Origin of the sequence: Massilia sp. DD77 (assembly GCF_036961685.1) — a bacterium.
Taxonomy (GTDB): Bacteria; Pseudomonadota; Gammaproteobacteria; order Burkholderiales; family Burkholderiaceae_D; genus Telluria.
The window spans coordinates 21,712-46,917 of sequence record NZ_JBAMDH010000036.1; the positions used below are offsets into that span (position 1 = coordinate 21,712).

20 protein-coding genes and 2 pseudogenes are annotated in these 25,206 nt (G+C 61.7%); 11 read left to right on the top strand and 11 right to left on the bottom strand.

Features of this window, described 5'->3' with window-relative positions:
• Positions 1 to 12: 12 nt before the first annotated feature.
• The gene (locus V7778_RS20060) at positions 13 to 624 is read right to left on the bottom strand and encodes a hypothetical protein (protein ID WP_335558496.1); all 612 of its coding nucleotides are present in this window, start codon (positions 622 to 624) and stop codon (positions 13 to 15) included.
• A 1,611-nt stretch (positions 625 to 2,235) separates the two neighbouring features.
• Between V7778_RS20060 and V7778_RS20065 the strand changes: the two genes are divergently transcribed.
• Genes V7778_RS20065 through V7778_RS20075 form a run of 3 tightly spaced genes read left to right on the top strand, consistent with a single transcriptional unit; the run spans position 2,236 to position 7,107 of the window.
• On the top strand, positions 2,236 to 2,640 hold the full coding sequence (locus V7778_RS20065) for a hypothetical protein (RefSeq protein WP_335558497.1): 405 nt from the start codon (positions 2,236 to 2,238) through the stop codon (positions 2,638 to 2,640).
• 10 nt (positions 2,641 to 2,650) lie between these two features.
• Positions 2,651 to 6,769, top strand: a complete 4,119-nt coding sequence (locus tag V7778_RS20070; RefSeq protein WP_335558499.1) for an RHS repeat-associated core domain-containing protein — start codon at positions 2,651 to 2,653, stop codon at positions 6,767 to 6,769.
• Positions 6,754 to 7,107, top strand: coding sequence for a hypothetical protein (locus tag V7778_RS20075; protein WP_335558501.1), 354 nt, complete (start codon positions 6,754 to 6,756; stop codon positions 7,105 to 7,107). The genes V7778_RS20070 and V7778_RS20075 overlap by 16 nt, the downstream gene beginning before the upstream one ends.
• Before the next feature lie 1,486 nt (positions 7,108 to 8,593).
• Here the strand turns inward: V7778_RS20075 and V7778_RS20080 are convergent.
• From V7778_RS20080 to V7778_RS20095, 4 genes and pseudogenes are all read right to left on the bottom strand, one after another.
• A pseudogene (locus V7778_RS20080) lies at positions 8,594 to 9,631 on the bottom strand (YifB family Mg chelatase-like AAA ATPase); the annotation flags it as partial.
• Between the two features lie 85 nt (positions 9,632 to 9,716).
• Complete coding sequence (locus V7778_RS20085) at positions 9,717 to 10,253, bottom strand: hypothetical protein (RefSeq protein WP_335558503.1); 537 nt, start codon at positions 10,251 to 10,253, stop codon at positions 9,717 to 9,719.
• Between the two features lie 36 nt (positions 10,254 to 10,289).
• A complete protein-coding gene (locus V7778_RS20090) occupies positions 10,290 to 10,802 on the bottom strand; it encodes an adenine phosphoribosyltransferase (protein WP_335558504.1) in 513 nt (170 codons plus the stop codon).
• Positions 10,803 to 10,891: 89 nt separating this feature from the next.
• On the bottom strand, positions 10,892 to 11,320 hold the full coding sequence (locus V7778_RS20095; RefSeq protein WP_335558508.1) for a DUF1801 domain-containing protein: 429 nt from the start codon (positions 11,318 to 11,320) through the stop codon (positions 10,892 to 10,894).
• Between the two features lie 143 nt (positions 11,321 to 11,463).
• Here V7778_RS20095 and V7778_RS20100 point away from each other — a divergent pair, with 143 nt between their 5' ends.
• On the top strand, positions 11,464 to 12,459 hold the full coding sequence (locus V7778_RS20100; protein ID WP_335558511.1) for a tetratricopeptide repeat protein: 996 nt from the start codon (positions 11,464 to 11,466) through the stop codon (positions 12,457 to 12,459).
• A gap of 42 nt (positions 12,460 to 12,501) precedes the next feature.
• The gene (locus V7778_RS20105; protein ID WP_335558512.1) at positions 12,502 to 13,644 is read left to right on the top strand and encodes an acyltransferase family protein; all 1,143 of its coding nucleotides are present in this window, start codon (positions 12,502 to 12,504) and stop codon (positions 13,642 to 13,644) included.
• Here the strand turns inward: V7778_RS20105 and V7778_RS20110 are convergent.
• The 3 genes and pseudogenes from V7778_RS20110 to V7778_RS20120 all read right to left on the bottom strand — a co-directional run.
• On the bottom strand, positions 13,634 to 14,014 hold the full coding sequence (locus tag V7778_RS20110; protein WP_335558515.1) for a SirB2 family protein: 381 nt from the start codon (positions 14,012 to 14,014) through the stop codon (positions 13,634 to 13,636). The two genes, V7778_RS20105 and V7778_RS20110, sit on opposite strands and share 11 nt — an antisense overlap.
• A gap of 43 nt (positions 14,015 to 14,057) precedes the next feature.
• On the bottom strand, positions 14,058 to 16,550 hold the full coding sequence (locus V7778_RS20115; protein ID WP_335558518.1) for an adenosylcobalamin-dependent ribonucleoside-diphosphate reductase: 2,493 nt from the start codon (positions 16,548 to 16,550) through the stop codon (positions 14,058 to 14,060).
• A gap of 126 nt (positions 16,551 to 16,676) precedes the next feature.
• Positions 16,677 to 16,898, bottom strand: a pseudogene (locus tag V7778_RS20120) (accessory factor UbiK family protein); the annotation flags it as partial.
• A gap of 276 nt (positions 16,899 to 17,174) precedes the next feature.
• Here V7778_RS20120 and V7778_RS20125 point away from each other — a divergent pair.
• The 5 genes from V7778_RS20125 to V7778_RS20145 all read left to right on the top strand — a co-directional run bounded on the left by V7778_RS20125 (position 17,175) and on the right by V7778_RS20145 (position 22,829).
• Positions 17,175 to 17,915, top strand: a complete 741-nt coding sequence (locus V7778_RS20125) for a TorF family putative porin (RefSeq protein WP_335558522.1) — start codon at positions 17,175 to 17,177, stop codon at positions 17,913 to 17,915.
• A 19-nt stretch (positions 17,916 to 17,934) separates the two neighbouring features.
• Positions 17,935 to 18,273, top strand: coding sequence for a P-II family nitrogen regulator (gene glnK, locus V7778_RS20130; protein ID WP_211521445.1), 339 nt, complete (start codon positions 17,935 to 17,937; stop codon positions 18,271 to 18,273).
• 12 nt (positions 18,274 to 18,285) lie between these two features.
• Positions 18,286 to 19,689 (top strand): ammonium transporter, encoded by a 1,404-nt coding sequence (locus V7778_RS20135; RefSeq protein WP_335558524.1) that lies wholly within the window; start codon positions 18,286 to 18,288, stop codon positions 19,687 to 19,689.
• 138 nt (positions 19,690 to 19,827) lie between these two features.
• The gene (gene gshA, locus V7778_RS20140; RefSeq protein ID WP_211521443.1) at positions 19,828 to 21,129 is read left to right on the top strand and encodes a glutamate--cysteine ligase; all 1,302 of its coding nucleotides are present in this window, start codon (positions 19,828 to 19,830) and stop codon (positions 21,127 to 21,129) included.
• 152 nt (positions 21,130 to 21,281) lie between these two features.
• Entirely contained in the window at positions 21,282 to 22,829 is a 1,548-nt protein-coding gene (locus V7778_RS20145) for a poly(ethylene terephthalate) hydrolase family protein (protein WP_335558527.1), read from the top strand.
• A 150-nt stretch (positions 22,830 to 22,979) separates the two neighbouring features.
• Here V7778_RS20145 and soxR read toward each other — a convergent pair whose 3' ends face one another.
• On the bottom strand, positions 22,980 to 23,432 hold the full coding sequence (gene soxR, locus V7778_RS20150; protein ID WP_335558529.1) for a redox-sensitive transcriptional activator SoxR: 453 nt from the start codon (positions 23,430 to 23,432) through the stop codon (positions 22,980 to 22,982).
• Between the two features lie 74 nt (positions 23,433 to 23,506).
• On the opposite strand from soxR, the gene V7778_RS20155 reads away from it, so the two are divergent.
• Complete coding sequence (locus tag V7778_RS20155) at positions 23,507 to 23,959, top strand: ester cyclase (protein WP_335558531.1); 453 nt, start codon at positions 23,507 to 23,509, stop codon at positions 23,957 to 23,959.
• A 14-nt stretch (positions 23,960 to 23,973) separates the two neighbouring features.
• Here the strand turns inward: V7778_RS20155 and V7778_RS20160 are convergent, their stop codons facing one another.
• Together V7778_RS20160 and V7778_RS20165 are read right to left on the bottom strand one after the other, a co-directional pair.
• Entirely contained in the window at positions 23,974 to 24,360 is a 387-nt protein-coding gene (locus V7778_RS20160; protein ID WP_335558533.1) for a VOC family protein, read from the bottom strand.
• 137 nt (positions 24,361 to 24,497) lie between these two features.
• Positions 24,498 to 25,145 (bottom strand): DUF4272 domain-containing protein, encoded by a 648-nt coding sequence (locus tag V7778_RS20165; protein ID WP_335558534.1) that lies wholly within the window; start codon positions 25,143 to 25,145, stop codon positions 24,498 to 24,500.
• Positions 25,146 to 25,206 lie beyond the last annotated feature (61 nt).

The following is a 25,206-nucleotide window of genomic DNA, read 5'->3' on the forward strand; positions in this document are numbered from 1 at the left end:
CGCTTTGAACAGCTACCGATTGTTAGTGAAAAACACTAGGCCAGGCGTTATTATACGGTCAGCACCGGGTGTGTTCATGCGCTTGCCGTAACTAGCGTCGACTTGTACATGGTCTCGCATTAACCAATACTTGACGCCTAGCTGAAATAACGGCTTGTCACCCTCCTGTCCAGCTGCCTCGATAATGAATGTTGACCTTTCAGTCGTCCCGAATTCAGCTCCTATACCATAGGTGCCAATGGATCGGCCAGAAGATTTGACACGTACGAGACCCGCGTTCATATGAAGCAGCACTTTGCTATCAGCGAACGAAAAGCTGACGGGAACGGTTGTGTATAGATCACCCAACCCACCTTTTTCAAGAACCGTTTGCGATCCGAATACCAAACCTATTCCCCATCCGTTATCGTTCAACGGCTTAAGTAGCGTTTTTCCCTGAAGAACGCCGATGACGTCGCGTTGACCCGCAGCGTTGATACGTGCGCCTCCAATGGCAAGCTCTAAATTGCCTCCAAGATTGCATGCTGGTACGGCCCAATATTCGCGGCTAAAGCCCGTGTCTGCCGCCCAGCTTTCAAGCTGGCAGTTTTTTGGGCCTACGATAGCTGCGTCGTCGACGATCATCGGTCGACCTGCCTGCGCCGATGTAGTCAAAAACCAAAAGGTCAGGAACGCGGCACTGCGGTTTGACCATATCACTAACGGTTCCCTATACTTTTTTATCACATTAAACATTCACATTTTAGCAAGTGGCAAATCGTGTCTAGCTTCGCAACGAGACGACTCCAATCTCTCGCGGGTTGATAACACAACACGTTTCTTCATACCTCGTAGTAGTCAATAATTGGCATAACGGTCGAGTGCATTGTAAGCTAAAGCTCGAAAATCTTCCAAAGCGCCAATATCAATTGGTGGCGAAAACTAAATTCGTTCGCGACGCTGTTGGAGTCTGTACTTTCGTTTTTGTCTGGCAAGATGTCCGCTACTGGCCGATTGCGGACCTATTGTAGCGTCCGCTTACGACCCGAAGCGGACCTTTCCTCTCTACGCCTGTTTCTTCTTTTCTTTTGCTTCCTTGAGGATTGACGTGCACTTTTCCGCCGTAGGGATCGTGCGTTCGGTAATGATGTCGTGCCAGCCGCCACAGTTAGAATCAGGGCACCCACAGACGGTCGCTCGTATAGGATGCATGGTTAAACCATTCCGCTTCCGTATAGCGTTCGTTCGCTCTTCGCTCTTGATAAGATCAACAATCGCACCACGCTTCAAGAATTTTCCGACCATTGTGTTCTCCTGATACGGAAGCAATTTAAACATGACAACACGCGCCGACAATGTCCGTGTCTAGCCGATTGCGGACCTATCGTAGCGTCCGCTTACGACCCAAAGCGGTCATCGTGCTCAGTTCTCGCACGCCTGGCTTTCCTTAGTCTGCTAGGTGTCGGCTCGCCATTTTGCGACTGCTTTCGTAACCTTGTCCGAGTAAGTGCGTGATATGTCCCGCCCTTTAAACCGGGAAGTGCTGCCAATGACAATCGGCGCAGTGTCCTGGATCTCAGTTGCTAAACGACTGATAAATTCTCGTCCTTCGTGTTCGTACGCTCTGCGCTCTTCTGCGCTTAGCTCAACCAGAAAGTCGTAACCCACGGCGCTGTGATTGCAATTGGCATCTAGGAAGAGCGATCCTTCCTCTTCTAGCAAAAACCACCATTGTGGCTCGTGATCAACCACTCTCATCATTTCCACCGTTTCAGATTTTCAAAGTTCTTGAGTAGCACCAAGCGTCCGCTTTTGGCCGAAAGCTGACGCGCAGAATGGCTCAGTGTACGGTGTTGCCGTCAGGACAAGCAACGGATTTTGTTAAGCGCTTTTAGAGTTTTGCGTTCACCAGTTGAATCCAGGGCCGAAAGCAGACAGTCAGTACAGATCAGTGTGCCCGGCTGTTGCCGCGAGAGCAATTAATCGGTTTGTTAAGCTTTCTTAGCGCGGTGAGCCCCGGACGGATGCTTAGCGCCCGCACCCAGCGCTGGATGCACCGCGAAAGCATCGTCGCCGCGCTCGCCGAGCGCAACTAGTTTCCCGCTTAGTTAACTATTTTTTAAGCTTTTAAGCGCCGAGACGCGGAAGTGCCCAACTTCATAAAATTTCCTCTAGGAAAGTGATTATCTGTGAGACTTCATTGCGGGTATCTGCTGTAAAACGTGAGGTCGGCATAACGCCGAGACAGGAGAGATTATGCGATATAGATTGATCTGTTTAACAGTAATTACAGTGCTCTGCTCGACTACTTTAAGTGCTAAAAACCTTTGTGGGGTAAAGGTTGTGGGAGGGGATGGAAAAAAAGCAAATTTGTCAATTTCGAATAAGGAAGATCTGGCTATTCTTTCTCGGAGTGACCTTGGCCAACGAGCACCCATCTACTATAGCCTTAAATCAGGGCGCCTCGAACGCGAAGGTATACCTGTAGCAGAAATTGATGCGGAAATGGACTCCACTGTTTATGTCGCTGATGGCATTGTTCGAGGATGTGTGATTAGGACAGAAGAACGCAATGGTAAAAAAGTTCTTTATCTAGAAGAACTCTTCCACGCACCAAAGCAGGAGCCGCGAATTGAAACGCAAATTATCGAATTAGAATAGGGCCTTGCATATGAAAAATGCAATCAAATTTAGCGTAATCACGACAGTGTTATTTTCGGTTAGCTCCGCTTTCGCTCAGATGCCGTCGGTCGATGTGAGTGCGCCTAAATATAACCCAGACGATTACCGCCCAAATGCCATGAAGGTAAATCCGACAGATTGGCCAGATTCAAGCGGCATTACCATCGGACGTAACAACAGAGCAGCAGTCCGCCCACCCGGCCTGACTAATAGCCCGTCCGATGATAAAGAAAGCTCCCCGACTGGATGCCTTCCAGTTATATACGGGACAGGAGAGAAGATTATCGAAGAGAGCGACTTTACGGACGCTTCTCAGAGTGCATTCAATCAAATCCGAAGTTATCGATCGTCACCGTCCGAACGACCAGCTAATATGTTTGGTCAAAGATGGTATTCCTCTTGGGATTTCCCGCTAATGCAGTTTTCCTCAACTTGCAGTACGAGGTCTGGCTATTCATTCATGGGTTGTATGCCCGATTACATCAACATTGAAATTCCGGGCGGCTCGACATATCAGTATGTCTATGCGACATATCCTATGTATTTCCCAGTAGGGTTTTATGGTGGGAATAGCCTAGCTGGGTATGTTCAGACACAAGGGACAGGAAACTACAGCATGATTGTAGGCTCACGAGCCTATAACTATAGTCCGCAAACGAAGCGCTTAATGTCTATTGATGAGGCTGGCTCTCGCCTTTATACTTTTACGTATGACCCCGCTTCTGTGGCTCCTCAACTCAAGACCGTGACCGGGCGAAATGGGAAAAGTCTAAATTTCACGTGGAGTCAAGCTTACACAAATGGTCGGGTGACTAGCATTACAGATGCTAGCAATAATACTTGGACTTATGACTATTACCCAAGCGGAAACCTCAGAAAAGTTACTCCTCCGTATGGAACAAGTGGCGTGAAGGAGTATTTTTATGAAGACCCTTCGGACAACCAACTCTTAACCGGATTCTCGGTTGATGGGGTACGCAAGACAAGGTATGCCTATGATATTAGCAAGCGTGTTATACACACCGGCTATGACAATAATGAAGAGTTCCAGGACATCGTTTATAGCTCATCGCCTCTATACACTGAGGTTACAGATCAGCGCGGACAGGTTACACGATATAATTTTGAGTCTCAGGGCAACTTCAAACGCCTTACCAGTACCGAACGGCAATCGACCAGCAGCTGTAGCGCGACTAATAAAAATTTGGTATATGGTGGCAGCAATTACCCAACCACGAAAACGGATTGGAATGGAGTTCAAACCATTACTACCTACTCATACGGTGGATTGAAAGATACCGAGATTGTTGCTGCAGGAACGCCAAATCAGCAAACTAATGTATACACATGGAACGGCACAGACCTCTCCACAAAAACGACAAAGAACAGTAATGGACAGGATTTTTACAAACTTGAATTACTTTATGGGTCGGGAGTTCCAGGGCATCCATCTGCAGAGATTCACCATGACTTAATCCGAAATGAAACTCGCCGCACAAACTATTCGTTTACATTTCATGCAAGCGGTCTCATCGCGACAAAAACTGTCAGTGTAGTTTTGCCTGCTGGCACCGCTAAGACTACATATAGCTATGATTCGATTGGCAATCTTACGAGTGTTCAAAACGCTTTGGGGCATCTAACGACTTACTCAAATCATAATGCTCGCGGCCAACCGCAAAAAGAAGTCGATCCGAACGGGCTAACTACCTCTTATGTGTATGACAACTCGGGAAAGATTACTTCTTCAACATCTAACGGTCGCAAAACAACGTTCACCTATAATGGACATGGAGCTATTACTAACGTCACATACCCTACTTATCAGGAGGTAAAATTTACCTACAACTCTTCTGGACGCCTTACGCAAATTGGAAACGTTTGGAACGAATATGTAACGATGCCTTTAACTGCTCAAGATGTAGCAAACAGGACGAAGTGGGTGAAATCAGATCGACACTCAGCCACAGAGGGTTCCCCTTATCCAGTAACAGGATATGTCGGCGAATTCGTAAAGCAAACCCAGCAAGACAGCCTTGGCCGTGACTGGAAAATTTACGGGAACAATGGTCAGCGAGTTGACTATTCATACGATGGAAATGGCAATATTATCTCAAAAACAGATATGGGTGGCCGAGTTACCACATATGAATACGATGAGTTTAACCGAGTTACTCACGTGACTGCTCCGGATGGAGGAGTCACCAATTTTAAGTATAACCCTGAGGGCCAGTTGTGGATTGTCACGGATCCGCGTAATGTGGTTACTCAGTATACTTATAACGCATTTGGTGACCGGTTGACTGAAACGAGTCCGAGTACAGGAACTACTACGAATATTTACGATAGTGCGGGAAGATTACTGAGCACAACATTTACAGATGGTTCAACTATTAGCTACGGTTATGATGCGTTGGGGCGGAACACTACAAGGACTGTGGGTGCGATAACCGAAACAAAGTCTTATGATGCTGGAGCTTACGGCAAAGGAAGGCTTACTGGCCTTATTGACTCGTCTGGATCGACGTCCTTCATTTACAATATTTTTGGTGAAAAGCTGAGTCAGTCGACTACACTTTCCGTCGCTCCTGGCGGGACCTATAAGCTGGATTGGACCTACGGGACCAGCGATACCGCTGGATTCCCTGAAAGTATAACTTATCCGGATGGTACAAACATTTTTTATAGTAGTAGCCGCGGTTTAGCTTCCGGGGTTTATAGCAACATCACTGGCTGGCACACAATTACTAATCCTATATACCGTCAACCAGCCACTGGAAAGCCTTATGCTGTAATGTTTGGCAACAATATACCGCGCATTAATTCTCTCGATGCTGACGGAAGAGTGACAAGCATTAGAAGCAAGTCGATTCATAATATGGCGATTGCGTATACTCCAAATTTAGACACAATCGCTTCTATTCTCGACAATGTTTATTCGGCCCAGAGCCAAGTGTTTGGCTATGATGTTATTGACCGCCTCACCTCCGTGCAGCGTTCTTGGGACGATCAATCATTTGCGCTGGACAAATCTGGCAATCGTTATATTCATACGCGAGCCGGTGTGAACACGAGTTTAGTGATTGATGAGTCGAGCAATCGCTTGGCCAGTATGAGCGGTCAAATCAATCGTATTTACAGTTATACGGCGCGTGGAAATGTTTCTAATGATTCGCTGCGCAATTACACGTACGACGGTTTTAACCGCTTGAAGACCGTTACGTTGGGTGGGGTCACAACAACATATAATTACAATGCGCTCCAACAACGCGTTTCTAATGGTTCTAAAGCATGGATATATGACGAAAATGGTAAGCTGTTATATGAGCATGGGCCTACTCCTACTGCGTACATCTGGCTTGAAGGGGAATTGCTTGGCATTAAGAGAAATGGGACTTTCTACGCATCGCACAATGATCAACTTGGCCGTCCCGAAGTAATGACAGATTCATCGGGAACCGTTGTCTGGCGTGCGAAAAATGATGCCTTTGGCCGTTCCGTAGTAGTAGACTCTATAAGCGGAATGAACGTTGGATTTCCTGGTCAATATTACAATGATGATACGCAGCTTTGGTATAACTATTTTCGCGATTACGACGCACAGACTGGACGTTATGTGCAATCTGACCCTATCGGTCTCGAAGGCGGCATCAACACGTATGCCTACGTCAATGGCAATCCGCTGAGCTTCGTGGACCCGAATGGGCTGCAAGCGTCTGGTGGCGGCGGTGGTGGCTCTAGTCCATGCTTCGACTTCGACCAGTTCGCTAGGCAGGTCGAGGAGAACCGTTCCAGCACTGCGGCGAACTTGGCCGTCCTCGTCAGTGCGGGGGCGGTCGGAACCATGCCTAAGACACCAGGCGAGCTTCGAGGTCTTGGGGTGCCGAAGGGGGAGCTGAACCCTTACACGAGCCAGATGAGTCGTTGGTCGAGCCGGCTCGGTATTCGTGAACTCCGGACGTTTGGCCGCACCGCTGGAGGCGTTGCGCTTGGTGCAACTGCCACAGGCGCGCTTGTCTTAGACGGTTTCTACAACTGGGGAGTCATTGGCAAGGCTGCATGGGATGCAACTTCGTCAGGAGGGAGCTGCGGATGTGGTTCAAAGTGAAAAAACCCCCGACCGCAGTTCCTTCGGAAGAGGTTGTTCGCCAGCACTCGTTGCGGCATCTGGCCGAGGTGTTCGGCGTGCCTGAGGCGTCGCTGTCCCTTGATGCCCGCTTCGGGCGAGAGTTGAAGGCTAACCCGGCTTCCGACTTCAAGGCCAACCAGTTCGACATCGTTGACGGCGACATCAAAGATGTCGCTGACAAGCACCTTCTCAAAGAGATGGCGCAAGGCAAGTTGGTCATCCAGACCGTCGGCGACTACTGCGAACACATGGTTCGCTGCAGCAAAATTAGTCCCGAAGAGGTCGTCCGCGTTCTTCGGCTGCCTATGATGGAGTAGCGCTGTTCGCGGTGAGCGCCGTGTCCAGGCTGGCCAACGGCCACCGAAGGGCTCGGCCTTGACGCAGCGGTGCAACGCTCACCGCTCGCCGTAGGCGGTGCATGCGGACGAAGTGGCATGCACCGCTGGCGGCAGAGGGCGACTCGCTCTCCTTCCTGGGAAGGGCGGGGATGGGTTGGAGCCGCCACCGCAGGACGGCGGGCGGCCCAGGCCGGCGCCTGGCCTGACGCGAGGGCGCACCCGCCCCCAGAGCGGGTTGCCGTAGCGTCGGAGAAGCCAGGTTCATCGAGGCCCTGTCCAAGGGCCGGTGCGCGCCCACGCGCACGATGGAGCTGGAACCGTAGACTACGCGCAGCGAGGGAGTGAGGCTCTCCGCTGACGAAGCGAGAGCGCAGGAAGCCGCCCTGTGAGACGGCGAACGTCCAGTTCGAAGCACGCATTGGCACGATGAACGCTTCCCGGCGCACGGAGTGGCTGCCTGCGCGGAAAACCCGACAAAGGCAGTGTGTAGAGCAGGCAGCTGCGCCGGTGACGGGTGACGAGTGACGAGTGACGGAGGGCGTCGACCCCGTAGAGGTGGTGTGCAGCCCTAGCGACCGAAGCCGCCGTTCGACTGCCTGCAGTTCCTGTGCGCTGGCAGCGCCTGCTGCGAGCGTGCTGGGGCTACAGACGCATCGGCCGATGCGTCATCGCTACACGTCGCTTCCCCGACCCGAAGGGGGCCATGCGAGTCTCATCCGATACCTTGGCTGGCCTGGTGTATTCGCCGCCCCTAAACATAACCAACCACGGCGTGCGGGCACGCGGCCGCGAACCAGCTCGCATGCTGCAGGCAATAGCCGAGCACGGCTCGCCGCGGTGCGCCGACCTAGCCGCTGCGTACTTGCCTGCGGCGAGGTTCGAAGAGTCGGCCCTGCACACCATGCTCACTAATGGGGAACGTCGAGCTGATGTCCCGACGCAATTCCTAGTGCGGGCCTTGCCCCTAATTGCTGTGTGCAGCGTTACGCATGAGTTCTTAGGCAAAAGGCTTCTGGTGTGCTTCGCAATATGAAATCCAAAAAGACATGGCGGTATTTGTTGCCGCTAGGTTTGCTGCAAGACGATTTACATCGCGCCCATTGTCGGTTTCATGCAATACCTCACCTGTTCCGCCATTCTCCGTAAGGTCGCCATTTATCTGTGTCTAAGTAAGTGTTGGGTGGAGACTGCACTACCGCTAAGTGTCTGCTTTTGGCCGATTGCGGACGGTCAGCACGGCTCAGTGTACCCGGCTGTTTCCTACAGAGCAACTAGCGGGTTTTGTTAGGCGTTCTTAGACGGATTGCTTGATATGGTCAATACCGCTAGGACCTGGCCTGATCCGACAATCACCAGCGGAGCAAGAGAAACGCGACTTCTCGGGCGATAATGTGTGAGTACAGAAATCTTGTTGATCTTACGGTAGTTTTAGTCAGATCACTGTGAGTACCTTTCAGAACGGATGGAAGCGCGCCGGGAAGTCGGCCTGGTGGGCCGCGCGCGAAATCGTGATGTGACCCGACTCCAGCGGCTCACGCAACACCTCCAGCACGCGGCGGTCGAATTCCGGCAGCTCGTCGAGGAACAGCACGCCGTGGTGGGCCAGCGAGACCTCACCGGGACGCGGCAGGTTGCCGCCGCCGACCAGGGCCACGCCCGAGGTGGTGTGGTGGGGACTGCGGAAGGGCCGGCGGCGCCAGCGCTCGTGCGAGAAGCCGCCGGCCAGCGACTGCACCGCGGCCGACTCCAGGGCCTCGTCGTCGCTCATCGGGGGCAGCAGGCCGGGAAAACGCGCCGCCAGCATGCTCTTGCCCGCGCCGGGCGGCCCGACCAGCAGGACCGAATGGCAGCCCGCGGCCGCCACCTCCAGCACGCGCTTGGCCTGCTGCTGTCCCTTAACCTCGGCAAAGTCCGGATACAGCGGCGCGGCCGGCAGCCGCTCGCGCCGGTGGCGGGCCAGCCTGGGCGCATCCGGCAGGTGGGAAAAATGTGCGCAGACCTCGAGCAGGGTGCGCGCCGGGTAGACCGCCGCGTCTTCCACCAGCGCCGCCTCGTCCGCGTTCGCGTGGGGGAGGATGAAGGCGCCGGCGCCGGCGAGGCCGTCGCGCTGGCGGTGCATGGCGAAGGCCATGGCCAGGGCGCCGCGTACCGGACGCAGCTCGCCCGACAGCGACAGTTCACCCGCGAATTCGAAGCGCTCGAGCTGCTCGGCGCGGATCTGGCGCGAGGCGGCCAGGATGCCGAGCGCGATCGGCAGGTCGAAGCGGCCCGACTCCTTGGGCAGGTCGGCCGGCGCCAGGTTGACGGTGATGCGCCGCGCAGGCACCTCGAAGCCGGAGTTCTGCAAGGCCGCGCGTACGCGGTCCTTGGCCTCGCGCACTTCGGCGTCAGGCAGGCCGACGATGGTCATGCCGGGAAGCCCGTTGGCGAGATGGACTTCGACGCTGACGGCAGGGGCGTCCATGCCGGCCAGTGCGCGGCTACGTAACACGGCGAGACTCATGGGTTTCCTGGCAAGTGGATGACTCGCAGGATGGTCGCACCGCCTTCGGCTTCGCCTGTTGAGCGCACCCAAGGGTGCGCAGCGCTCAGTTGCGCCTGACTTCGTAGCGCGCGAAATGCTTCCAGGAACCGTCAGGCTGTGCGGATTCGAGGACGAAGGTCCAGGAAGCGGTGTCCGGATCATAGCTCAGCGCATTGCGGAAGTCGCCGCCCTGGTAGGGGAAGAGCAGCTGGATGGTGTTGCCGGCGATCCGCCCCGTGGCGTGGGGGATCGAATGCTTCGGCCCGAAGCTGTCGATCCAGTGGGCGATCACGGCCTGGCTCGCCGGATCGACGCCGATGAAGACGACCGCTTCGTACCTGGCGGGCACCTGCACATCCTTCATCCGCATCTCCGTGAAGGTCCCGTTCAGGGCGGGGGCGGCGGTCATCGCGTAGGTCACCGGCTTGCCCCGCACGTCGCCCGCCATGCGCCAGCTGCCGTCGAGCGCGCGCAGGATAGCCGGGCGGGCATCGCCCGCGCTTGCGGCGACCTGGGCCTGGCTGGGCACGGCCGTGCCGAGCAGGGTGAGGGTGAGGGTGAGGGTGAGTGAGCCTGCGAAGAGCAACCTGCTTGTGTTCATGGGCAATGGTCGCCTAAGGGAAATGAGCAGGAGGCGTTAAACGTCGCGCAGGGTCACGACCGGCATCGTGAGCGCACGCCTGTCCTTGAAGAAAGCGATATCGAACAGGGCCGCCGCGCCCACGACTTCCTTGCCCACCTGGCGCAGCAGCTGCGCCGCCGCTTCGATGGTGCCGCCGGTGGCGAGTACGTCGTCGACGATCAGCACACGCTCGCCCTTGATGCGTTCGGGCTGGATCTCGATCGTCGCGCTCCCATACTCGCGCCGGTAGTCGATCTGGATCGCCTTGCCGGGCAGTTTGCCGGCCTTGCGCGCCATGGCGAAGCCGACCTGGCGCTCGTAGGCCAGCGCGCCGGCGATCATGAAACCGCGTGCATCCATGGCGAGGATGAAGTCGAAGTGCAGGTCCTCGGTCTTCGCGTGCAGGGTGTCGATGGCGAGGCGCCAGTGGACGGGGTTGTCGAAGATGCAGCCGACGTCAATGAAATTGACGCCCGGTTCCGGATAGTCCTGGAAGAACTCCAGGGGAAGCTTGTCGAAATCGTTCATAAGGGTTGGGAGGCGTAAGGGCGTGAAGTGGGATTATCGCCGCTCTGCGCAAAGACGGGGGGCCGCGCCTCCAAGGGCCGCCAGCCGCATCACGCCTTCTTGCGCTTGCTGCCTGAAGCCGCGTTCTGCGCCGCGGCGGCGCGAACGAGCGTCTTGAAGGCCTCTTCGTCGATGGCGCCGCCCTCGGGAATGTCGATGGCGCGCCGCACATTGCCCTCCAGGCTGGAGTTGAACAGGCCGTTCGGATCTTCCAGCGCGGCGCCCTTGGGGAAGGTCAGCTTGACCGCCTTCTTGTAGGCTTCGCCGGTGCACAGGATGCCGCCGTGCGACCACACCGGCACGCTCCACTTCCACTCTTCGACCACGCCCGGCAGGGCGTCCAGCACCAGGCGGCGGACCCGCGCCAGGGTGGCGCCGCGCCAGTCGTTCAGTTCCCCGATGCGGCGGTCGATCAGTTGCGCGGCGGAGGCCTGTCCCCTGCTGTCCTGCGGGTCCTGCGCTTCGGTGCTCGTTTCCATTCCAGTCTCCGTGGTGGGCAGAACGCGTATTGTCCAGCCTTGCCGATGAGATGGCAATACTGCCAGGCTTGTTAACTTCGCATTCGAATTGTTGACTAACAAACACTTTCATGTGAGGATTTCTAGATCTTAAAAGGAACTCCATGCTCGCGACCATCAGGCCGTGGTGCGGCGCAGCCTTGATTGCGAGCGGCGTGCTGTGGGACGCCCGCGCCGCGCCCGTGCACCCCATCACCCAGCTCGTCCAACAGAAACGCTTTCCGGATGCTGCGCGCGTCATCGCCGAGCGGCTGGCCGCCGATCCGGGCGATGCGCCCGCCCTGGCCGGCATGGTCGACCTGGTCGTCGCGCAGGATGCGGCCGGCCGCGTCCCGGAAGCCAAGGCCGCGGCCGAGCGCTGCGTCGCCGCGAATCCCACCAGCAGCACCTGCGCCGAAGCCCTGGGCAGGGCGCTGGAAGCGCAGGCCAGCGGCTGGATGGCCGCTTCGCTCGGCAACACGCGCGCGCAGCGCGACGCCTACGAGCGCGCCGTGCTGCTCGATCCCACCAACTACCGCGCCCGCGTGTCGCTGGTGCGCTTCTACCTGCGCGCGCCCTTCTTCCTGGGCGGGAGCACGATCCGCGCGCGCGAGCTGGCGCTGGAAGTCAACCGCACCGACCCCGACCTCACGCGCCTGATGCTGGCGTTGTGCGCGCACAGCGAAGAGCGCCCGCAGGATGCGGAAGAATACGTACTCGCCGCCGATCTCGGCAAATACGAACTGGTCACCAGGGTGCACCGCGACCTGCTGTCCAGGCTGGCGGAAGCGCACCTGGATGCGCAGCGCTTCGCCGACAGCGCCCGCCTGTACGCCGAACTGCACCGGCGCATTCCGTCGAGCGAGTCCGGCAGCTACGGGCTGGCGCAGGTGGCGCGCGCCCGGGACAAACTGGCCGACGCCGCCTTCTACCTCGAACGCGCCGTGGCCATCGGGCCCAAGCCCTACGTCTTCGCTTCCCTGGCCGAGGTGTACCAGGCGCAGAACGACAACCCACGCGCCATCGCCGCCTACCAGTCGGCCCTGGGCGCAAGGCCGGCCCTGGAACGGCGCCGGCGCCAAGAGATCATGGCGCGCCTGGCGCAATTGCAGCAGCGCTGACGCGCGCATTCCTCACCTTCCCCTTACCGCTCTTCCGTATTCGTGAATCATCAGCGTCTTCCCGGGCTCGACCTCCTGCGCGCCCTGGCCATCCTCTGGGTCATGGCCTACCACCTCGCCAGCCATGGGCCGAGTTTCGGTCCCGTCCTCAGGCCCCTGGTCGAGCTGGGATGGATGGGCGTCGACCTGTTCTTCGTCCTGAGCGGTTTCCTGGTCGGCGGGCAGGTGCTGGCGGCCCGCGCTTCGCGAGGCGGCGTGGACTGGGGCGGCTACCTGCTGCGGCGCGGCCTGCGCGTGCTGCCGGCCTACCTGGCCGTGCTGGCGCTCTACCTGTGGCTCCCGAGCTGGCGCGAGAGCCCCGGCATGCAGCCCGCGTGGCAGTTCCTGAGCTTCAGCGCCAATCTGTTCCCGGACTACTTCCGCAACCGCGCCTTTTCCCACGCCTGGTCGCTGTGCGTGGAAGAGCATTTCTACCTGCTGCTGCCGCTGGCGGTCGTGGTGCTGGCGCGCCGCCCGAGCCTGCGCAAATCGGCGCTGTGCGCGCTGGCGCTGCTGCTCGCCGGGATTGCGCTGCGCGCCTGGGCCTGGCGCACACAGGTCGCGCCCTACCTGCACGTGGGCGAAGGCGAGGACTGGTTCTTCCTGCGCTATGTCGAGCATGTCTACAACCCGACCTGGGCCCGGCTGGACGGCCTCCTGGCGGGCGCCACGCTGGCCGCGATCCGTATCCACCGGCCGGCGTGGTGGGACTGGATGGCGGCGCGCGCCTGGGCCTTCCTGGGCGGCGGCTTGGCCGTCGTCGCCGCGGCGGCGCGCCTGTTCGAGGGATTCGTCAGCGAAGCGGGGGCGGTGATCGGTTTCCCCCTGCTGTCCATCGGCCTGGCGGCGGTGCTGGTCGGCATGGCCAGCCCCCGGATCCTGCCGGGGCGCATCGCGTTGCCTGGCGTGCGCCTGATGGCGACGCTTGCCTTCAGCCTCTACCTGACCCACAAGGCGGTGTTCCACCTGGTCGAGGAGGTGGCGGGCGCCCGGCTCGCGCAATCCGCCTTGCTGGCCCTGGCTTGCTACGGCGGCGCCGCGCTGGCGGTGGCGGCGCTGCTCTACCTGGCGGTGGAGCGGCCGGGGCTGCGCCTGCGCGAACGACTGGCGCGTCCACGCGCGCCGCTGGCCGCGCCTAGCCGATGACCAGGGGGGTTTTGGTGACGGCGACCGCCACGATATAGAAGAAGCAGGCCAGCGCCGCGATGAAGGCCGCCAGGCGCACTTGCGGCGTGCGGCCGCGCTTGAGGGCGATGGTGCCCAGCACGATGTAGGCGAACAGCGCCAGCACCTTGGCCGTCAGCCAGGGCGCGGCGAAGGGATACTGGCGGCTCCAGAGCGCCAGGCCGATGGCGCTGGCCAGCAGCAGGGTGTCGACCACATGCGGGGCGATCCGCACCCAGCGCCGCTGGAGCAGCGCGGAGCCCGACAGCATCCACAGTCCACGGATCAGGAAAAAACCGCCGCTCAGGACGGCGAAGCTCATATGCAGGTGTTTGAGGGCGAGGTAGCTCATCCGCCTAGTATAAGCGCCCGGCAGGACTGGGCCGCTATGAGAGTCAGCCGCACTCGCCCACGTAGTGGCACTCGTCGCAGCGGGTACAGCCGTCGACCTTGCGCAGGGCGCGCGCGCCGCACTCCGGGCACTTGGCCCCGGAAGGGACGGGCAGGGCGCCGCCCGCGGTGGGCGGTTGCGGCTCGACCTCGGGCAGCGGCGCGCCGCCGCGCTCGGAAAACGCGCGCGCCAGTTCCGCCACCGGCACCTGGTTGCCGTAGGCGTCCAGGAAGCCGCGCCGGATCAGGATCCGCTGCAGCATGAAGGCGATCGCCGCCACTTCCGAGTCATGGTAGACCGGCACCTGGACGCCGTCCTCGCGCGTCAGGTGGCCGCAGCGCACCGGACCTTTTTCCCACACCACTTCGCGCATGTCGGCCAGGGCCTTGGCGATCGGCCCGCCGGCGCGCGCCACCATCGAAAGCAGGCGCATCGAGGCCGTGATCCACTGGTGGCCGCCGGTGCGCTGGTTGCCGGGCATGAAGAACTCGAAGGGCCGCTCGATGGTCGCCGGCCGGCCTTCCAGGCGGCCCTCGGCGCGGATGAAGCTCACCGTCAGGTAGGCGCTCTTGCGGCCTTCCTGGGTCGAGTACTCGATCTTGGAAGTGACCGACTCCAGCTCGCCCAGTGGACGGCGCTCGAAGCGCTTGAGCAGGGGATCGTCGTCCGGATCGGTGCGCGCGGGCTGCGCCACGGGAAGCGAGGGTGAGGAAGGCGTGGACGTGGACAGCACGCTGCCCAGCACCGTATTGGGACGGTAGGTGGCCAGCCCCTTCAGGCCCGCATGCCAGGCCTGGCTGTACAGCTCGCGGAAGTCCTCGTAGGGATAGTCCTCGGGCACGTTGACGGTCTTGGAGATCGCGGTGTCGACGAAAGGCTGGACCGCCTCCACCATGCGCAGGTGGTCGATGGCGCGCATCTCGAGCGCGGTCACGAACTGGGGCGGCAGGCCGGCGTCAGGATCGTGTCCGAGCTGGCGGTACAGGCGCCAGGCGTGGTCGAGCACCTCGTAGCTGCGCGTGCCGCCGTCGGCGGTGCGCTTCTTGCGCTGGTAGGTCCAGGCATAGGGCGGCTCGATGCCGTTCGAGGCGTTGTCGGCGAAGGCCAGCGAGATGGTGCCGGTGGGCGCGATCGACAGCAGGTGCGAATTGCGGATGCCGTGCACGCGGATCGCGTCCAGCAGCACCTGCGGCAGGCGGCCCACGAACTGCCCGCGCAGGTAGTGGTCGGCGTCGAACAGCGGGAAGGCGCCTTTTTCGCGCGCCAGCTCGATCGAAGCCGCATAGGCGGCGTCACGCATGGTCTCGGCGATGCGCGAGGCCATGGCGCGTCCTTCGTCGGCGTCGTAGCGCAGGCCCAGCATCACCAGCGCGCTGCCCAGGCCCAGGAAGCCCAGGCCGATGCGGCGCTTGGCGCGCGATTCGGCGGCCTGCTGGGGCAGGGGCCATTCGGTGGCGTCCAGCACCAGGTCGAGCATGCGCACGGCGACCGCGGCCACGTCGCGCAGGCGTGCGAAGTCGACTGTGGCGTTATCGGAGAAGGGGTGGTCGACGAAGCAGGTCAGGTTGAGCGAGCCGAGGTCGCAGCAGCCGTAGGCGGGCAGGGGCTGCTCGCCGCAGGGATTGGTGGCGCCCAGCTCTTCGCAGTACCAGAGGTTGTTCTCGGCGTTCATGCGGTCGATGAACAGCACGCCGGGCTCGGCATGGTCGTAAGTGGAGAGCATCACCTGCTCCCACAGGGTGCGGGCGCGCACTTCGCGGTAGACCCACAGGCCGTCCTCGCGCCGGTGCGCGCCCGCCGCCATGTCCTCGTCGCCCGGCTCGGCGCGGTGCACCAGCGCGAAGCCGGCGTCTTCCTCGACGGCGCGCATGAAGGCGTCCGTCACGCCGACCGAGATGTTGAAATTGGTGAGCGCGCCCAGGTCCTTGGCGGCGATGAAGCGTTCGATGTCGGGATGGTCGATGCGCAGCACGCCCATCTGGGCGCCGCGCCGGGCGCCGGCCGATTCCACCGTGCGGCAGGAGGCGTCGAACACTTCCATGTAGGAGACCGGACCGGAGGCGCGCGAGGCGGTGCCCTTGACCTTGCTGCCCATGGGGCGGATGGCGCTGAAGTCGTAGCCCACGCCGCCGCCGCGGCGCATGGTCTCGGCGGCTTCCGACAGGGCGGTGTAGATGCCGGGCAGGCCGCCGTCGACGCCGGAGATGGAATCGCCCACCGGCTGGACGAAGCAGTTGATCAGGGTGGCCTGGAGCCGCATGCCGGCGGCGGAGTTGATCCGGCCGGCGGGCACGAAGCCCTGTTCCTGGGCCCACAGGAAGCGCCGTTCGAGTTCGGCGCGCTTCGGCGCCGGTTCGAGCAGGGCCAGGGCGCGCGCCACGCGGGCGCGCACGTCGGCGATCCCGGCTTCCTCGCCCTTGGCGTATTTCTCGCGCAGCACGTCCAGCGATACGTCCTGCGGCGCCAGCGTGCCGTCCACCTTGTCTTTCGCATTCATGTTCGCCTTTCGCTCATGCATGAATGCCGGAGGCACGTGTTACGGCTTGTCGAGGTTCGGCGGGGTGATGATGTGCGGCGTCTCGGTGTGAGCCGCGGCAGGCGCAGATGCGGACTGGCTTGCCAGGCGTGTTTCCAGCTCCACCACGCGCAGTTCGAGCGCTTCGAGCTTGGCGCGCGTCTTGGCCAGCACCTGGGCCTGGATATCGAACTCTTCGCGGGTGACCAGGTCGAGCTTGGCGAAGCCCTGGGTCATCACCGCCTTGACGTTGCGCTCGATGTCCTTGGCCGGTCCGCTTTCCAGCGCCTGGTTGATCTTGCCCTGCAAGTCGTTGAAGAAAGTATTCATATCCTGGGGTTCCTTGGTAAGGCCGGGCTGGGCGCACCACAACGGTGCGCGGCAGCCTGATTTGGTGCGCGTCGGACTCCGCATCGCCGCTGCGCTCGCGCGTGGTGCGGACGATCGGGGTGGTTCAGTTCGGATGTGGGGGGTATGGCCGGAAAAACAAGCCTGTTTCCCACGGTTTACGAGCTGGCACGCATCCTGCTAAATCCAGGGTGAATGCAGCAATAACAGAATTGTAAACCGCAACGGCAGCAACCGTTCAAACTGAGGGGGTTTGTCATGAAGTGCACCATCAAGCAATGCGCAGCGGCAGTCGGCCTGGCCGTCCTGGCTTTCACCGGCGTCCCGGTCTTCGCGCAGGAACAACCCGCCGAACATCAGGTGAGCTATAACGCGGCCATCACCAGCGACTACCGCTACCGCGGCCTGTCGCAGACCCGCCTCGACCCGGCCCTGCAGGGCGGCGTCGACTACGTGCACGGCCCGACCGGCTGGTACGTCGGCACCTGGCTGTCCACCATCAAGTGGACCAAGGACCTGGGCGGCGACGGCGACATCGAATGGGATATCTACGGCGGCAAGCGCGGCCAGCTGACGGCCGATGTCAGCTACGACGTGGGCGGCCTGTACTACTTCTACCCGGACAACGGCCTGAATCCACGCGCCAACACCTTCGAGCTCTATGGCCGCCTGGGCTTCGGCCCGGCCTACGTCAAGTACTCGCACTCGACCACCAACCTGTTCGGCACCGCCGACAGCAAGCGTAGCGGCTACCTGGACGTGGGCGCCGACATCGACGCCGGCAACGGTTTCATCGTCAACCTGCACGTCGGCCGCCAGCGCGTCGAGAACAACAGCGCCTTCTCGTACACCGACTACAAGGTCGGCGTGACCAAGGACCTGGGCGTGGCGAGCCTGTCGCTGGCCTGGATCAAGGCCAATACCGACGCCTACCTGAGCCCGCAAGGCAAGAACCTCGGCAAGTCGGCCGCGGTGCTGAGCCTGTCGAAAACCTTCTGACCGCACACGAGGCCAAGCCATGAAAATGATTACTGCCATCATCAAGCCCTTCAAGCTCGACGAGGTGCGCGAAGCGCTGTCGGAAATCAACGTCCAAGGCATGACGGTGACCGAAGTGAAGGGATTCGGCCGCCAGAAGGGGCATACCGAGCTCTATCGCGGCGCCGAGTACGTGGTCGACTTCCTGCCGAAGATCAAGATCGAGGCGGCGGTGGACGACGCCGTGGTCGACCAGGTCATCGACGCCATCCAGAACGCGGCGCGCACCGGCAAGATCGGCGACGGCAAGATCTTCGTCGCCGACCTCAACCAGGTCATCCGTATCCGTACCGGCGAAACCGGCAACGAAGCACTGTAAAAGGACACTCCCATGAAGCGAATCCTTCCTTCCCTCCTGGCCGCCGGCCTCGGCCTTGGCGCCGCGCTCCCGGCCTGGGCCGCGCCCGCCGTCAACAAGGGCGACACCGCCTGGATGTTCGTCGCCACCTTGCTGGTGATCATGATGTCGATCCCGGGCCTGGCCCTGTTCTACGGCGGCCTGGTGCGCGCCAAGAACATGCTGTCGATCCTGATGCAGGTCTTCACCATCTTCTCGCTGATCATCGTGCTGTGGTGCGTGTACGGCTACTCGCTGGCCTTCACCCAGGGCGGCACCCCCTTCATCGGCGGCTTCGACCGCGCCCTGCTGAACGGCATCTACGACGCCGCGGCCGGCAGCTTCTCGATGGCCGCCACCTTCAGCAAGGAGACGATGATCCCCGAGTTCATCTTCGTCGCCTTCCAGGGCACCTTCGCCGCCATCACCTGCGCGCTGATCGTCGGCGCCTTCGCCGAGCGCGTGCGCTTCTCGGCCGTGATGCTGTTCACCGTCCTGTTCTTCACCTTCGGCTACCTGCCGATCGCCCACATGGTCTGGTTCTGGGCCGGTCCCGACGCGATCACCGACGCCACCACCCTGGCCAGCGTCACCGACGCCGCCGGCTACCTGTGGCAGAAGGGCGCGCTCGACTTCGCGGGCGGCACCGTGGTCCACATCAACGCGGCGGTAGCCGGCCTGGTCGGCGCCTATGTGATCGGCAAGCGCATCGGCTACGGCCGCGAATCCATGGCCCCGCACTCGCTGACCATGACCATGATCGGCGCCTCGCTGCTGTGGGTGGGCTGGTTCGGCTTCAACGCCGGCTCGGCCCTGGAAGCGGGCGACATCGCCGCCCTGGCCTTCATCAACACCCTGCTGGCGACCGCCTGCGCCACCGTGTCCTGGGTGATCGGCGAATGGTTCGTCAAGAAGCGTCCGTCGATGCTGGGCGCCGCCTCGGGCGCCGTGTCCGGCCTGGTGGCCATTACCCCGGCCTGCGGCTTCGTCGGCCCGATGGGCGCCTTGGTCATCGGCTTGCTGGCTGGTATCATCTGCCTGTGGGGCGTGACTGGCCTGAAGCGCCTGCTGGGCGCCGACGACTCGCTGGACGTGTTCGGCGTGCACGGCGTGGGCGGCATCCTGGGCGCACTGCTGACCGGCGTGTTCGCATCGCCGCAGCTGGGCGGGCAGGGCATCTGGGACTATGTCGCCAACAAGGCGTCGCCGGACTTCTCGATCGCGAACCAGGTGTGGGTGCAAGCCCAGGCCGTCGGCATCACGATCGTGTGGTCGGCGCTGGTGTCCTTCGTCGCCTTCAAGCTGGTGGACGTCGTGATCGGCCTGCGTGTGCCGGAAGACCAGGAACGCGAGGGTCTGGACATTACCAGCCACGGCGAATCGGCGTACCATTCCTGATATCCGCGCGGCGGTATCCAAAAGGCGCCTGCGGGCGCCTTTTTGCTTTTTTGCAACGTGCGGCCTTGCAACTGGTTCGTCTGCCCCCACATCGGTAGCCACAATTCATTGCAGCGCATTGTAAGGACGTCCACTTTCATGGTTCCGCACCTCGTCACCGCCCAAACCGGCCCCTTGCTCGATCTGGAAAAGAAAATCCTCGAGGCCACCCCCGCCATCGAGCGCTGGTTCCGCCTCGAGTGGCAGGAGCATACGCCGCCGTTCTATTGCTCGGTCGACCTGCGCAATGCGGGCTACAAGCTGGCGCCGGTGGACACCAATCTGTTTCCGGGCGGCTTTAATAACCTGGCAACCGAGATGCTGCCGCTGACGGTGCAGGCCGCGATGGCCGCGATCGACAAGTATTGTCCGGACGCACGCAACCTGCTCCTGATCCCGGAAACCAACACGCGCAACCCGCTCTACCTGCAGAACGTGGCGCGCCTGATGCAGATCTTCCGCCAGACCGGCCTGCACGTGCGCTTCGGCTCGCTGTCGCCGGAGATCACCGAGCCGACCCCGCTGGCGCTGCCGGACGGGAACATGCTGGTGATCGAACCCCTGGTGCGCTCGCCCAACGGCCGCCGCCTGGGCCTGGCCGATTTCGACCCCTGCACCATTCTGCTCAACAACGACCTCTCGGCCGGCATCCCGCCCATCCTGGAGAACCTGCACGAGCAGTCGCTGCTGCCGCCGCTGCACGCCGGCTGGGCGCTGCGCCGCAAGAGCAATCACCTGAAGGCTTTCGACGAGGTGGCCAAGAAGTTCGGCAAGCTGATCGACATCGATCCGTGGATGGTGAACCCGCTGCACGCCACCTGCGGCGAGGTCGACCTGCAGGAGAATGTCGGCACCGAGGAGCTGGCCGACAATGTCTCGATGCTGCTCTCGAAGATCAAGAAGAAGTACAAGGAATACGGCATGAAGGAGCAGAAGCCCTTCGTGATCCTGAAACCCGACGCCGGCACCTATGGCATGGGCATCCTGACCGTGAAGGACGCGAGCGAGGTGCGCGACCTGAGTCCGGCCCAGCGCAGCAAGATGTCGGTCATCAAGGACGGCGTCGCCGTCACCGACATGATCATCCAGGAAGGCGTGCCGACCTTCGAGAGCATCAACGACGCGGTGGCCGAGCCGGTGGTGATGATGATCGACCGCTACGTGGTGGGCGGCTTCTACCGCGTGCACGCCGAGCGCGGCATCGACCAGAACCTGAACGCGCCGGGCTCGCAGTACGTGCCGCTGGCCTTCGCCCAGCAGCATGCGGTGCCCGACCTCAAGGCCAAGCCGGGCACGGCGGCGCCGAACCGCTTCTACGTCTACGGCGTGGTGGCGCGCCTGGGCCTGCTGGCGGCTTCGCTCGAACTGGAGCGTACCGATCCGAATCCGGAAGTGTACTAAGAGCCTAAGACCCTAGCCCGGCGGGCGCGCTTCGCTGCGGACGCGCCTGCCATGCATCGCCCGGGCCGGAAGGGTATGGTGATCATTCGAGAGACTTCCGCTACGGTCGTTTTTCTATACTGACAACCATTCCCATCACTTCCGGTCCCGCCATGCGCCACTGCCTCCTCGTCGTCTTCTTCCTTGCGACATCCGCGCGTGCCGCCGATGTATTTACTTTTCCGCTTCAGCCTGGCCCCCATGCCGTAGGCATGCAGGTCAAGCAGCAGTATGACTATTCCCGCGTGTACAAGACGCGTGTCTCCCTCGTTACCGGCAAGGGAACCAGCGGTGAACGGGCGCGGCCGATGCAGGCGCTCGTCTGGTATCCGGCGGCGCGCGGCGGCAAGCAGGTGAGCTTCCGCGACTACTACGCCACCGCGGCCACCGAGGCGGACTTGACACGCGATGCGGCCACCGTGAATCGCATAACGGACACGGAGTTGGCCGAGCAAACGGAGGGCTGGCCGGCGGGGGCGCAGGCCCTGACGCGCCCGATGTGGGCGGTGCGCGACGCCCCTGCGAAGGCCGGCACCTTCCCTGTCGTGATCTACGCGCCGGGCTACAGCGCCACGGCCGCCGAAAACGCCGACCTGTGCGAATACCTCGCCAGCCACGGCTACATCGTGCTCTCCAGCGCGTCGCAGGGGGCGCGCCAGCGCGCGATGACGGTGGACGTGGAAGGACTCGAAACGCAGGCGTCGGATATCGGCTGGCTGATCGACCAGGCGAGCAGGATGCGCAATGCGGACCTCAGCCGGCTCGCCGTGGCAGGCTTCAGCTGGGGCGGGCTCGCCAACGTGGTGGCCGCTGCAAAGGATGACCGTATCAAGGCGCTCGTCAGCCTGGATGGCTCGGTACGCTATTTCCCGCAAATGGTCGACGGGGGCAAGGAAGCGATCCCTTACGTGACGCCGGCCAGGCTGGCGCTACCCATGCTGTATGTGGGCCGGCGACCCGCGACCATCGAGGAATTGAACCGGAAGAAAAACAGCACGGCCTACAGCCTGCTGAACAGCATGACCTATGCCGACATGGCCGTCGTCACCTTGCATGCGATGAGGCATCAGGACTTTTCCTCGCACGGACTGCGCCTGGCGCGGGATAGCGAGTTCGGCGAGTACTCGCGCGCCGAAGTCACGCAGGCATACGGCGTGATGGCGCAGTACGTGCACCGCTTCCTCGATGGCTATCTGAAAGACGACATGGCGGCGCGTGCCTTTGTTGCGAACAAGCCAGCAGCAAACGGCGTGCCAAGACACACGGTGTCGGTCGAGGTCCGGCGCGGCAGCGGCGTGGCGCCCACGCGCGAAAACTTCGCCGGGCAACTCGCGGCGCGAGGCTTCGATAAAGCGATGATGATTTACGAAGAACTGCAGGCGCAAGGGGCCACGTTCAAGCTCGAACCCCACGACATCAACGGATGGGGTTATGAATTGCTACACGGTGGAATGCTGGCGGAATCGGTGGCGGTCTTCCGCTTCGGTACGCAAATGCATCCGAAGGACGCCAATCTCCACGACAGCCTCGGTGAAGCATTGGCGAAGGCGGGGCAGCGGGCCGAAGCGATCGAACACTACCGGCGTTCGCTGTCGCTCAATCCGAAAAATACGAACGCGGTGGAGCGCTTGCAGGCATTGGGCGCGCCGGCAGCCCCATGAGGCGTTTTCGCGGCCCTTCCTCGTGCGCTTCGCTTTTTACGTGTGGCTCCGGCATGGCGGCGAGTACCTTGCGCGGCCAGGCCACGATCTCCTTGAAGTGCACCACCCGTAGCGCCAGCCTGGCGCCATCGACCTCGCGCGGCTGCAGCATCACAAGAGCCGCGGGCCGCTGCCCTGGTCCGACAGCGTATCCAGCGGATTGCGCAGCCTGCAAGCCTCGATCGACAGGCAGCCGCAGCCGATGCAGCCGTCCAGCTGGTCGCGCAGGCGCGTCAGCTGCAGGATGCGTTCGTCCAGCTCGTGGCGCCACAGGCTGGACATGCGCGCCCAGTCGCCGGCGGTCGGCGTGCGTCCCTCGGGCAGCGAGGCGAGGGCGGTGCTGATCGAGGCCAGCGAGATGCCGATGCGCTGGGCGACCTTGATCACTGCCACCCGGCGCAGCACGTCGCGCCCGTAGCGGCGCTGCTGGCCGGCGCTGCGCACGCTGCGGATCAGGCCCTTGGATTCGTAGAAGTGCAGCGCCGAGACCGCCACGCCGCTGCGCCGGGCCACTTCGCCCACGCTCAGCAGCTTGCCGAGATCGTCCGGATCGATTTTCGCCATGCTTTCCTCTTGACCTCAACTTAAGTTGAGGTTCTACACTCCTCGACATCGATTGACAAGCCCTGGAGAAAACGATGAGCATGGAACCGACGAGCGTCGAGGCCAACAAGCGGCTGATCCGCGCCCTCTACGAGGACTGCATCAACACACGCGAGCTGGACCGGCTGGACAGCCTGGTCGCGCCGGACTTCGTTGGCGCGCGCGGCGAACGGGGACCGCGGGAATTCCGCGCCGGCATCGAAGCGGTGCTGACCGGCTTTCCCGGCGTGCGCTTCGAGATCCACGACCTGTTCGGCGAAGGCGACCGGGTGGCGGCGCGCTGGACCTTCCGCGCCACGCACCGCGGCCGTTTCGCCGGCCTGGCGCCGACCAATGCCGACGTCATCCAGGAAGGACACGTGATCTACCAGTTGCGGGCAGGGCGCATCGTCCATGCCTGGCTGCAGGCCGACCGCCTCGGCGTGCTGCAGCAGATCGGGGCCATCCCGCGCTCCTTCGCGGACGCCAGGCCGGACCGGCCGCTATAGACGCGCTCAGCGCCTTACTGGCCCGGAGGCGGCTGCCAGAGTTCGACCTTGTTCCCCTCCGGATCGATGACCCAGCCGAACTTGCCGTACTCGGAGTCGTCGGTCCGGTCGACAACATTGCAGCCCTCGTCGCGCAGGGCCTGGAGCAGGGCGGCCAGGTCGTCGACGCGGTAGTTGATCATGAAGTTCTTGTCCGGGGCGAAGTTGCTGTCCTCGGTGCGCGCCGCTACCGACCAGATGGTGGTGCCGCCGGTCGGCCGGCCCGCCTCGTCGGTCCAGGTGAAGGCGGCGCCGCCCCATTCCAGCACCGGGATGCCCAGGTGACGCTGGTACCAGGCGCGCATCGCCACAGGATCTTTTGCATGGAAAAAGATGCCGCCGATGCCAGTCACACGCTTCATGTGCTCTCCAGTCTGGAACAGTGATCGCCCGGCGGCGCAGGCGGCCGGGCAGGGAATGGAAGGGCGTCCGGACGGGCGCCTCGCATCAGTGTACGGGGAGGCTTGCCATCGAGGCAAGCGAGCGAGCGCAGGACGGTTCAGGTATCGGTGCCGACCTCGTCCCAATCGTCCTCGCCGTCGTAACGGGTCATCCAGTTGACCGCGTAGTGCCACTCGAAGACGGCGCCCGACACCAGGCCTCCGGGCGTCGGACGGCCGTGCAGGCGCGCGTCGCGCACCGCCCAGTGCAGGCGGTAGAGGCGGTCGGACCAGTCGAGGATCTCGCGCGCCGGCCGTACGCGCAAGGCCTCGCGCAGGGCGGCGGGATCGGCTTCGTCTTCCGGGAAGAAGTGCAGGAAGGCGCGCGCGCTCGCCTCGCTGCGCGGCAACTCGATGCGGTCGACCAGGCCGCCGCACCAGGCCAGGAAGTACAGGGCTTCCACGCGCCAGGAAAAACGGAGGTAATCGGCGTCGAGCGGGACCGGATCGAACAGGAAGCGCGCTTCTTCGCCCGAGAGCCAGGCGCGCCGCTCGCCGATCGAAAAATAGTCCTCGAAAAAATCGTTCTCGCGCAGCATCGCCGTGCCGACCACGCCCCACAGGGCCATCAGGCGCCGGCACAGCGCGTCGGCCGAGCGCAGCCGCACCTCGTTCTCGTCCTCGATCCAGGGCAGCTGGGGATTGACGGGGATGCCGTGCTCGCGGAGCAGGGTTTCGGTGGCGGCCTGGCGTTGGGCGGGTGTCATGGGATGGCCTGGAAGGTCGAACACAAACGATATCAAACAAATAAGCATCCGGACAAGCCGA

What these genes read in the sequence shown, in the direction of transcription:
- V7778_RS20060 (WP_335558496.1), bottom strand. Translation starts at nt 624, where the DNA reads ATGATCGTCGACGACGCAGCTATCGTAGGCCCAAAAAACTGCCAGCTT.
- V7778_RS20065 (WP_335558497.1), top strand. Translation starts at nt 2,236, where the DNA reads ATGCGATATAGATTGATCTGTTTAACAGTAATTACAGTGCTCTGCTCG.
- V7778_RS20070 (WP_335558499.1), top strand. Translation starts at nt 2,651, where the DNA reads ATGAAAAATGCAATCAAATTTAGCGTAATCACGACAGTGTTATTTTCG.
- V7778_RS20075 (WP_335558501.1), top strand. Translation starts at nt 6,754, where the DNA reads ATGTGGTTCAAAGTGAAAAAACCCCCGACCGCAGTTCCTTCGGAAGAG.
- V7778_RS20085 (WP_335558503.1), bottom strand. Translation starts at nt 10,253, where the DNA reads ATGAACACAAGCAGGTTGCTCTTCGCAGGCTCACTCACCCTCACCCTC.
- V7778_RS20090 (WP_335558504.1), bottom strand. Translation starts at nt 10,802, where the DNA reads ATGAACGATTTCGACAAGCTTCCCCTGGAGTTCTTCCAGGACTATCCG.
- V7778_RS20095 (WP_335558508.1), bottom strand. Translation starts at nt 11,320, where the DNA reads ATGGAAACGAGCACCGAAGCGCAGGACCCGCAGGACAGCAGGGGACAG.
- V7778_RS20100 (WP_335558511.1), top strand. Translation starts at nt 11,464, where the DNA reads ATGCTCGCGACCATCAGGCCGTGGTGCGGCGCAGCCTTGATTGCGAGC.
- V7778_RS20110 (WP_335558515.1), bottom strand. Translation starts at nt 14,014, where the DNA reads ATGAGCTACCTCGCCCTCAAACACCTGCATATGAGCTTCGCCGTCCTG.
- V7778_RS20115 (WP_335558518.1), bottom strand. Translation starts at nt 16,550, where the DNA reads ATGAATGCGAAAGACAAGGTGGACGGCACGCTGGCGCCGCAGGACGTA.
- V7778_RS20125 (WP_335558522.1), top strand. Translation starts at nt 17,175, where the DNA reads ATGAAGTGCACCATCAAGCAATGCGCAGCGGCAGTCGGCCTGGCCGTC.
- glnK (WP_211521445.1), top strand. Translation starts at nt 17,935, where the DNA reads ATGAAAATGATTACTGCCATCATCAAGCCCTTCAAGCTCGACGAGGTG.
- V7778_RS20135 (WP_335558524.1), top strand. Translation starts at nt 18,286, where the DNA reads ATGAAGCGAATCCTTCCTTCCCTCCTGGCCGCCGGCCTCGGCCTTGGC.
- gshA (WP_211521443.1), top strand. Translation starts at nt 19,828, where the DNA reads ATGGTTCCGCACCTCGTCACCGCCCAAACCGGCCCCTTGCTCGATCTG.
- V7778_RS20145 (WP_335558527.1), top strand. Translation starts at nt 21,282, where the DNA reads ATGCGCCACTGCCTCCTCGTCGTCTTCTTCCTTGCGACATCCGCGCGT.
- soxR (WP_335558529.1), bottom strand. Translation starts at nt 23,432, where the DNA reads ATGGCGAAAATCGATCCGGACGATCTCGGCAAGCTGCTGAGCGTGGGC.
- V7778_RS20155 (WP_335558531.1), top strand. Translation starts at nt 23,507, where the DNA reads ATGAGCATGGAACCGACGAGCGTCGAGGCCAACAAGCGGCTGATCCGC.
- V7778_RS20160 (WP_335558533.1), bottom strand. Translation starts at nt 24,360, where the DNA reads ATGAAGCGTGTGACTGGCATCGGCGGCATCTTTTTCCATGCAAAAGAT.
- V7778_RS20165 (WP_335558534.1), bottom strand. Translation starts at nt 25,145, where the DNA reads ATGACACCCGCCCAACGCCAGGCCGCCACCGAAACCCTGCTCCGCGAG.